Here is an 8,131-nt window from a genome sequence, read left to right as displayed (position 1 = left end):
ATACATCCTGCCAATGATGCAAAAAAAGAATTGAAAGGTTGTTTGGCTCCTGTTTCAACATTGACTGGTATTGGAAAAGGATTGAAATCTACACCGTTATTTCAAAAAATAATTTCTAGTTGCTACCAAGCATTTGACCGAAAAGAAAACATCACATTAACCATAACATCTTCATTATGAAATTAACTACTCGATATAAAAAAAAGACTCCTACATTTTTTAGAAAACTTAGAAATATAGGTATTGCATTGGCCGCTGCTGGTGGTGTTATTATTGCAGCTCCAATTAGTTTACCTGCTATTTTGGTAACTGTGGCGACTTATTTAACTGTTGCCGGAACTGTGGCTACGGCTGTTAGCCAAGCTGTGGTTTCTGACCAAGACGAAGACCAAGATGAAGACGAAGACTGAGACTAAGACTTTGAAAGATGGAACAAAATAATTTACAATTACGCTCCGGGATTGTTGGTGGTACTTTTCTCTCCACCATTTTAAATATTACTTTGCACGATGTGGTTTTTACCATTGTAATGGCTGTTATTGGTGCAGTAGTTAGTTTTTTTGTTTCTTATATTTTGAAGAAATTATTTTCAAATTAAAACCTATGAATAGTAAGAAGGTATTGTACAGTAAAGGCAAGAATGATGAATGTTATACACCCGCTTATGGAGTAACTCCCATTTTAAAATACATTCCTAAAAATGCCATTGTTTGGTGCCCTTTTGACACTAAAGAAAGTGAATTTGTAAAACAAATTAGCCAACAAAACAAAGTGGTGTTTAGTCATATTGCAGCAGGACAAGATTTCTTTTCTTATGAACCTCAACATTGGGATGTATTAATTAGTAACCCACCGTTTACTAACAAACGGAAATACTTTGAAAGAGCATTATCTTTTAATAAACCCTTTGCATTAATTATGACCAATACTTGGCTAAATGATGCTGCTCCGAAACAATTATTTAAAACAAAAGAACTACAGTTATTGCTGTTTGATAAACGGATGCAATTTATAAATAATGGTTTTACTAAACATAAAATTACGTTTAGCAGTAGTTATTATTGCTGGAATTTTTTACCGAAACAAATTGTAATAGAAGAGTTATGAGAACGATGATGGTATGAAAAGTTGCCGATTTCGAAGCACTTCCTTATCTAGCTAAACTAAACTTTAATAGAAGTGAAAACCTTGAAACATGCACTGCAACTACAATTTTTTATACAATGTGTTAACGGGCGTTAATTTTCATCCTACTAATTTCATTCTCAATTATTTCTTTATAAGTTGATGAAAGACCAACCCACCTTAATGCAGCGTCCATGGTACTAAAAATATCGACAATGAAAGGTAAGTCATCAAGATTTAAAATAAATAAATGTGATATCACAGTTTGTTTAGGGTTTTCAGTTAGTATTGCTCCACGTCTTTTGGCTGCCATATTTGGATATGTTTTTGCAAAATCGATATATGAAAGTAAATCAGATTCACTGAAATTAAGGTTTGTATCACGAAAATCAGTAACAAAATTATAATTAGGATTATAATTATTATCTTGAATTAAAACCTTCCGATGAGAAATCATGTCATCTAAAACTGTCTCAACTGAAAAATATTCAATTATAATTTTCATTTCAGGAAGTATCTTATATTGTGCTGTCTTAATCATATTTGTAATATTTTATCAGAATGAATAACAAATCTATTTTAGAATAAAATTAAGAATTCTTAAAATAAGAATAGTAGTAATAATTTTGGCAATTTCTCTAATGCACGCTGACTGTATTTGTATATGATTTGTTGCGTGATTTAAATACCTAATTTAGCAAATACAGACCGAATAGAAAAATTCGGGAGGATTTTCATAAGTAGGCAAAAACTAGCAATAAATTATATACGGTGTTAGCAATAGTTTTTATTTTTCAATGAATAAATATTCTGCATACCTCAAACCAGTTACAACTAAATTATTTCGGTCTAGAGCATTTTCTGTTAATTCATTCAATAATATTTTATCAATTTTTCTACCTTTTACCATAACCCATTCAGGATTATTCAAAACGCTCAAATCTTCAAGAGGATTTTTAGATGTCAATATAAAATTTGCCAACTTGCCTTTCTCAATAGATCCAATTTGTTCCAATTCTTTATGTGTTTTGGTTGGATTAATTGTTGCTGTTTTTAATACGTCATAATTGCTTAATCCTGCTTCTTTGTAGAATGCGAGTTCTTGATGAATAGAGTACCCAGGGGCTGTTATGCCTATGCCTGCGTCTGTTCCACAAATTATATTTACTCCAGCTTCATTCATCCTTTTTATGATGTATAAATGAAATTGATGTTGTGCATAGATATCTGTTTTGATGGAGCTATTATTTTCTTTTTCGTTTGCCCATCTATCGTATTGTACCTTACTATCAAACTTTTGCATTAGCGGATTTACATAATAGGCGGGGTCTGATGTCAAAACATCTTCACCTAGTTCAAGCATTTCAAAAATCTTGTAGTAGCCTGTCAATGTTGGACAAAATGATTTTTGGGTACTAACGAATTTTTGAATTATCGTGTCTAGTTTTAAACTGTCAAGTTTGTACTCGAGTGCTTGTTGAACAATTTCTTCCACATGTTCAATGCTCGATATTTGAGGTTGAAATTGGTCTAGATAAGGTATTTCTCGGCTGGGATGAGAAACAATCGAAATATTAGAAAGGATTGATTGTTCTAAAATAGCATTTTCAATGTTTTCTGGTAAACCAGCATAGGTTTTAATAAAATCAAACCCTCGTTTTTTATAGGATATAACCAATCGTTTAGAATCTTCAGGAGTGCTGACCTGTACTTTGTCATCTCCCAAGTCTTTTTCACCTGTTAGTTTGGGACCGGAAGTATAAAGTAGCGGGCCAATAATATTCTCGTCGTTTAAGGCTTTCTTTATTCTTAAATGCATAGGGTATCCCCATAAATTTCTAATGGTGGTCACACTATTGGCTAGATAGAGTCCAAGCTCTTGTTTGTCCCATAGGTGAGTATGCATATCAATTAATCCTGGAGACAAAAATTTGTTTTCCCCATCTATGATTTCAATGCCTTCCACCTGAATTGAATCAGCGATGTTTTCAATAATTCCGTTTTTCACCCATATCGTTTTATGTGCCAAAATGGTGTCTTTTGACATAGGTACAATATTGATGTTGGTTATTAAGTAAGAAGTTTCATGTAGACTAGGGTTGTTTTTAATTTTGAGATATGCGGTATTATAAACATCAACTATTAAGAAAACGATAACTACAATAGTTAATGTTAATAATAAAGCTGAAATTATTTTTATTATTCTTTTCAAGTATTTCATTTTTGTAATTATTGCTAATTAGTTATATAATAATATTAAGTATGTTTATCTAGGTCAAATTTCCTAGATAAAAGCATTTTGTAACCTTTTTATGATTTTTGATTGTGCCGTTTTTTCAAAGTACTAATTTTATAAAATAGATTCAAAGTTAATTTATAAAAAATATAAATCTAATTTTGCTTGATTTGATACTTTCAAATTTTCGGTTTTGATAAAAATTATCCTTTTTTGCTAGAAATAATAGAAGTTATTATTAGCCCAATTCCTAATCCTATAAGTATAGATCCAACAAATGCAAGAGGTGATTTTTGTAAGAAAAAGAATCCAACTCCAATACCAATAATTACTCCTCCTCCAATAGCCCAAGTACTTTTGTCGTTTTTTTTATTTGTCATTTTGTTTAGTATTAAATTAATAATATATATGTTTTAAAGATAACCCGCAATAAATTACAACGGGCTTTTATGAGATTTGTACGACTGGAAAATCGGAGATTTTTCGGACGTAACAAATCGTTAGTTGAATGTTTGTCGGTTTGATTTTAGTTTAAAAGCAACCATAAATTATATGAACTGTTGTGTTTAATACTTATCTAGGTTTCTTTGTTTTTTAAAATTTTTAACCATTTTACCAAAATTTTTATCTTTCTTTTTCCTTTCCTCTACGCTTGATTCAAAAAAATCTTTTTCACGTTCCATTTTTAGAAAATTCATATAGGATTCAGAGTCAACTTTTCCTTTTTCAACCGCTTTTAAAATTGCACAATCTTTTTCATTCGTATGTGTACAATCATTGAATTTACATTTATGAGATAGCTCTAATATTTCATCAAATGTGATTTCTAATCCAACAGTAGAATTTGTAATTCCAACTTCCCTCATTCCTGGATTGTCAATTAAAATTCCATTTTCTGTAACGATTAATTCTCTATGGCTAGTAATATGCTTTCCTCTATCAATACTCTTACTAATTTCACCTGTTGTCATTAATTTTTCACCAACTAGGTTATTAATAAGAGTTGATTTTCCAACTCCCGAAGAACCTAATAAACAATATGTTTTACCCTTTTTTAATTTAGATTTTATTTGGTCTATTCCAATTTTAGATTGGTTACTTAATGAAATAATGGAAATGTTTTTTATTCTTTTATTAAGCTGCTCTAGTATTTTATCCAATTCGGATTTTTCAATTAAGTCAATTTTACTCAAAACTATAATTGGTTCTATTTTTGAAGAGTAACAAATTGTTAAATACCGTTCTATTCGATTTAGATTGAAATCTCTATTAACAGACTGCACGATTAAGGCAAAATCAATATTTGTAGCAATTATTTGAGTTTGACCTAATTTACCAACAGCTTTTCTTTCTAGTATTGAATACCTGGGATAAACTGAGTGAATTATAGCCTTATTTTCATCATATTCAGAAATAGCAACCCAATCACCAACTGCAGGTAAATCGTTTTTAGAATTGGCTGTAAATCTCAAATTTCCAATAAGTTCAGAATCATATTCTGTATTTTTAGTTTTGACAATATATCTATCCTTATGTTCTGAAATTACGCGACCAATTGCAAAACAATCTAAGTTTTGTTCTTTTCTATATTTTTCTAATTCAGTTTTATATCCTAAATCTTCAAGAGTCATTGCAATGTTCTTTATCGTATTAACGGTTTAAGGTATGGAAAATTACGTTTTGAAAACGTAATTTTCTGATAGTTAAATTTAAGCTATTTATGATTTAGAAACATTCTATTTAACTAAATGAAGCTGTTTTTGATGTACATTGTTACCCCATCGCTTTTTTCTTTTCATTTTTTTATTTTTTTTTCATCTATAAACTACTGAGAATCTTAAAAATACACATTTATGTAACTATCTGCAATCTGTGTAACATCTTGTTTTGCATTGATTTATGTCTTTATTTTGCGTCAAATTTAAAAGAATAAATAATGAACAAGAATTATGCAATAGTTGTTTTCATATTAATGTTATCAACTTTTAGTTATTCACAAAACAAAAACAAAATGAGTAATTTAAATGAATCTGTAAAACCTTACCCTAAAACATTTTCTCACATTGGAATCACTGTTCCTAACATTGAAGAAGCGGTTAAGTTTTATACTGAAGTATTAGGGTTTTATATTATTATGGAACCAACAGTAGTAAAAGAAGAAAATGAAACGGCTATTGGTCAAATGTGTATTGATGTTTTTGGCGAAGGATGGGGAACTTTTAAAATCGCCCATCTTTCTACGGGAGATAAGATTGGCTTCGAGCTGTTCGAATTTAAGGAAAGTAAAGAACAAGAGCCTGTTTTTGAGCCATTTCGCTCAGGTTTATTTCACTTTTCAATACAAGACCCTGATGTGGAAGGGCTTGTTAAAAAAATTGTAGATGCTGGAGGTAAACAAAGAATGCCTATCAGAGAGTATTATCCAGGAGATAAACCATACCGTATGGTTTATGTGGAAGATCCTTTTGGAACAGTATTCGAAATATACTCACACTCTTATGAACTTCACTACTCACCAGGAGCATATAAGTGATGCTTGCTTGCAAAATCCTTTCCCCATTTATTCAATTCTAGAATAATGGGGATAAGTGATTTACCTGCCTCAGTTAATTCATATTCCACTTTCGGTGGTGTAACAGGAAAAACAGTTCTCTTAACCAACATATCCTTTTCTAATGCACGAATAGAATAAGTAAACATTCTGTTTGAAATATCTGTAATACTTTTTTGTAATTCACCTGACCTTTGAGCTCCATCCTTTAGATGAAAAAGAATTAAACTCTTATACTTGTCTCCTATCAATAGTAGTGTAAAAGCTAGAGAACAGTTAAATTCTTTGTTGTTATATTTTATAATTTCTTTATTTATGTCATTATTCATTGTTGCTTTTTTTAAATGAAGGGGTAACGATTTAGTGCATGAAAAGTAGTGTTTTTGAAACCGTAATTTTCCAATGTTTAAATTTATGTTTATTTAACATTTTATTTTATTGAATTAAGGATTTTTTATTTGCATTGTTGTACTGCATTTATTTCATTTTTGATGTAAATATATTCTTAATTGTATTTAATTCTTTTTTGTATTTCAAATCTGTTCTTGATGCAAAATATAAGGTATTTTCCGTTTTTACTTTTCCTTCCCAAACTAAATTTATTTCATTTCTTAAAATTTGTTCTTGACATAAAAAATCTGGAACTAATGCAAGTCCGTTTCCATTGTTTAAACATCTTATAATAGAAGTAATATTTGGTAAAATATAGTTTGGTTTGAAAGCGGGTTTCTTATTAAAATTCTCAAACCAAAAACGTCTAAAATGTTCCATTTCGTTTGATGAACTATACCAAACATTTTGAAGTAGTTCGTCTTCTAGTTTACTTAAATTATTAGATTTAATGTGGTTTTGTATTTGATTTGTATCCGTTTTGTTTCCAGCTATTAAAATGATTCTTTCTTTTGAAAACGGAACATACTCAACCAATGATTTTTTTTCATTCTGTTTTTTAGGCGTTATTACTAAATCTAAAATGCCGTTGTTTAGATCTTTTATTAAATCGGTATGTGCTCCAAATCTAGCTACTAGGTCAAAGTCTAGTTTTGGGATTTCGGGTTCAATAATAAGTTGAAACATTTCTGAACACATTCCAATGTTTAAAGATGGATTTTTTTCTTGCGTTGTTTTTTTAAAATGCTGTTCTGCTATTTCAAGTTTTTTTAAAGATTCAATAATATATTCATATAAAAATTTCCCATCCTCTGTTGGAATCATTTTTCTCGAAGTTCGCTCAAATAGTTTTTTGCCAACATAAGCCTCTAGTGCATTTAAGTGCACACTAACTCCGGGTTGAGAAGCATATAAAGCAATAGAAGCTTTAGTTAAAGTTCCATTTTCATATATTTCTTTAAATGTTCTATACCATTCTAAATTCACCATAACTATTACAATATTTATACAAAGATATGAATTGTATTATTTTTATAATGATTAATATTGGTTTAATTTTGTCCGAATAAAATAAGAGACAAATGAAAAATATATTTATAATTAATGGAAGTCATCCATTTGCACATTCTGGTGGAAGATTTAACGAAACACTTTTTAACACTACTATTTCATATTTTGATACGCGTGAAGAATTTGAAGTGAAATTTACTCAAGTAGGTGACAATTATAATGCAAAGGAAGAAGTAGAAAAATTTAAATGGGCAGATATCGTGATTTATCATACGCCAATTTGGTGGTTTCAAATACCTTTTGGATTTAAAAAATATATAGATGAAGTTTTTACGGAAGGTCATCAAAATGGAATTTATGCAAGTGATGGAAGAAGTAGAAAAAATCCAAACATCAATTACGGAACTGGTGGTTTAATGCACGGAAAAAAATATATACTTACTACAAGTTGGAATGCACCTAAAACCGCATTTACTTTAGAAAATGAATTTTTTAATCAAAAAAGTGTAGATGAAGGTGCTATGTTTGGGTTTCACAGAATGAATGCCTTTACAGGAATGGAATTACTAGCAACACATCATTTTCACGATATGGAAAAAAATGCAGATGTTCCTTTTGAGTTGAATAATTACAGTGCTTTTTTAAATGATTTAATAATTAATTTGTAATTATCTGGTTTGGTTGCGAAATGCAGTCTAGTGGGTTTTTATAAGATTTATGCGTTTGGAAAATCGGAGATTTTTCGGACGTAGCAAATTGTTAGTTGAATGTTTGTCGTTTGTACTAAATCAAATTTAAACATAAATTTTATGAGTTGT

11 protein-coding genes and 1 pseudogene are annotated in these 8,131 nt (G+C 29.8%); 6 read left to right on the top strand and 6 right to left on the bottom strand.

The window, feature by feature from the left end; all coding sequences use genetic code 11:
- The 4 genes and pseudogenes from CHB67_RS16700 to CHB67_RS16690 form a co-directional block, all read left to right on the top strand.
- Positions 1-180, top strand: a pseudogene (locus CHB67_RS16700) (DUF5675 family protein); the annotation flags it as partial.
- The gene (locus CHB67_RS16695; RefSeq protein WP_089382948.1) at positions 177-410 is read left to right on the top strand and encodes a hypothetical protein; all 234 of its coding nucleotides are present in this window, start codon (positions 177-179) and stop codon (positions 408-410) included. The pseudogene CHB67_RS16700 and the gene CHB67_RS16695, both read left to right, overlap by 4 nt.
- A gap of 17 nt (positions 411-427) precedes the next feature.
- Positions 428-598 (top strand): hypothetical protein, encoded by a 171-nt coding sequence (locus tag CHB67_RS17285; RefSeq protein ID WP_176461314.1) that lies wholly within the window; start codon positions 428-430, stop codon positions 596-598.
- A 5-nt stretch (positions 599-603) separates the two neighbouring features.
- Positions 604-1,107: a tRNA (adenine-N(6)-)-methyltransferase gene (locus CHB67_RS16690; protein WP_089382947.1), complete on the top strand. Its 504-nt coding sequence runs from the start codon at positions 604-606 to the stop codon at positions 1,105-1,107.
- A 121-nt stretch (positions 1,108-1,228) separates the two neighbouring features.
- Here the strand turns inward: CHB67_RS16690 and CHB67_RS16685 are convergent, their stop codons facing one another.
- From CHB67_RS16685 to rsgA, 4 genes are all read right to left on the bottom strand, one after another.
- On the bottom strand, positions 1,229-1,666 hold the full coding sequence (locus tag CHB67_RS16685) for a hypothetical protein (protein WP_089382946.1): 438 nt from the start codon (positions 1,664-1,666) through the stop codon (positions 1,229-1,231).
- Positions 1,667-1,912: 246 nt separating this feature from the next.
- A complete protein-coding gene (locus CHB67_RS16680; RefSeq protein ID WP_089382945.1) occupies positions 1,913-3,346 on the bottom strand; it encodes an amidohydrolase family protein in 1,434 nt (477 codons plus the stop codon).
- A gap of 218 nt (positions 3,347-3,564) precedes the next feature.
- On the bottom strand, positions 3,565-3,741 hold the full coding sequence (locus CHB67_RS17280) for a hypothetical protein (RefSeq protein WP_176461313.1): 177 nt from the start codon (positions 3,739-3,741) through the stop codon (positions 3,565-3,567).
- A gap of 186 nt (positions 3,742-3,927) precedes the next feature.
- Entirely contained in the window at positions 3,928-4,992 is a 1,065-nt protein-coding gene (gene rsgA / locus CHB67_RS16675; RefSeq protein WP_089382944.1) for a ribosome small subunit-dependent GTPase A, read from the bottom strand.
- A 380-nt stretch (positions 4,993-5,372) separates the two neighbouring features.
- Between rsgA and CHB67_RS16670 the strand changes: the two genes are divergently transcribed.
- Positions 5,373-5,894 (top strand): lactoylglutathione lyase family protein, encoded by a 522-nt coding sequence (locus CHB67_RS16670; RefSeq protein WP_089382951.1) that lies wholly within the window; start codon positions 5,373-5,375, stop codon positions 5,892-5,894.
- Here the strand turns inward: CHB67_RS16670 and CHB67_RS16665 are convergent.
- Together CHB67_RS16665 and CHB67_RS16660 are read right to left on the bottom strand one after the other, a co-directional pair.
- Complete coding sequence (locus CHB67_RS16665) at positions 5,870-6,241, bottom strand: winged helix-turn-helix transcriptional regulator (RefSeq protein ID WP_089382943.1); 372 nt, start codon at positions 6,239-6,241, stop codon at positions 5,870-5,872. The two genes, CHB67_RS16670 and CHB67_RS16665, sit on opposite strands and share 25 nt — an antisense overlap.
- A gap of 148 nt (positions 6,242-6,389) precedes the next feature.
- Positions 6,390-7,292 (bottom strand): LysR family transcriptional regulator, encoded by a 903-nt coding sequence (locus CHB67_RS16660; protein ID WP_089382942.1) that lies wholly within the window; start codon positions 7,290-7,292, stop codon positions 6,390-6,392.
- 92 nt (positions 7,293-7,384) lie between these two features.
- Here CHB67_RS16660 and CHB67_RS16655 point away from each other — a divergent pair, with 92 nt between their 5' ends.
- Positions 7,385-7,981 (top strand): NAD(P)H-dependent oxidoreductase, encoded by a 597-nt coding sequence (locus CHB67_RS16655; RefSeq protein ID WP_089382941.1) that lies wholly within the window; start codon positions 7,385-7,387, stop codon positions 7,979-7,981.
- Positions 7,982-8,131 lie beyond the last annotated feature (150 nt).

The sequence above is a fragment of the Lutibacter agarilyticus genome (assembly GCF_900188235.1).
In the GTDB taxonomy this organism is placed as follows: domain Bacteria; phylum Bacteroidota; class Bacteroidia; order Flavobacteriales; family Flavobacteriaceae; genus Lutibacter; species Lutibacter agarilyticus.
The sequence above is the reverse complement of the archived record's forward strand: the minus strand, read 5'-3'. Positions and strand labels throughout refer to the sequence as shown.

Bases quoted from the DNA above. Each gene is read 5' to 3' on its own strand.
- CHB67_RS16655 (WP_089382941.1), top strand. From the start codon at position 7,385: ATGAAAAATATATTTATAATTAATGGAAGTCATCCATTTGCACATTCT.
- CHB67_RS16670 (WP_089382951.1), top strand. From the start codon at position 5,373: ATGAGTAATTTAAATGAATCTGTAAAACCTTACCCTAAAACATTTTCT.
- CHB67_RS16690 (WP_089382947.1), top strand. From the start codon at position 604: ATGAATAGTAAGAAGGTATTGTACAGTAAAGGCAAGAATGATGAATGT.
- rsgA (WP_089382944.1), bottom strand. From the start codon at position 4,992: ATGACTCTTGAAGATTTAGGATATAAAACTGAATTAGAAAAATATAGA.
- CHB67_RS16695 (WP_089382948.1), top strand. From the start codon at position 177: ATGAAATTAACTACTCGATATAAAAAAAAGACTCCTACATTTTTTAGA.
- CHB67_RS16680 (WP_089382945.1), bottom strand. From the start codon at position 3,346: ATGAAATACTTGAAAAGAATAATAAAAATAATTTCAGCTTTATTATTA.
- CHB67_RS17280 (WP_176461313.1), bottom strand. From the start codon at position 3,741: ATGACAAATAAAAAAAACGACAAAAGTACTTGGGCTATTGGAGGAGGA.
- CHB67_RS16665 (WP_089382943.1), bottom strand. From the start codon at position 6,241: ATGAATAATGACATAAATAAAGAAATTATAAAATATAACAACAAAGAA.
- CHB67_RS16660 (WP_089382942.1), bottom strand. From the start codon at position 7,292: ATGGTGAATTTAGAATGGTATAGAACATTTAAAGAAATATATGAAAAT.
- CHB67_RS16685 (WP_089382946.1), bottom strand. From the start codon at position 1,666: ATGATTAAGACAGCACAATATAAGATACTTCCTGAAATGAAAATTATA.
- CHB67_RS17285 (WP_176461314.1), top strand. From the start codon at position 428: ATGGAACAAAATAATTTACAATTACGCTCCGGGATTGTTGGTGGTACT.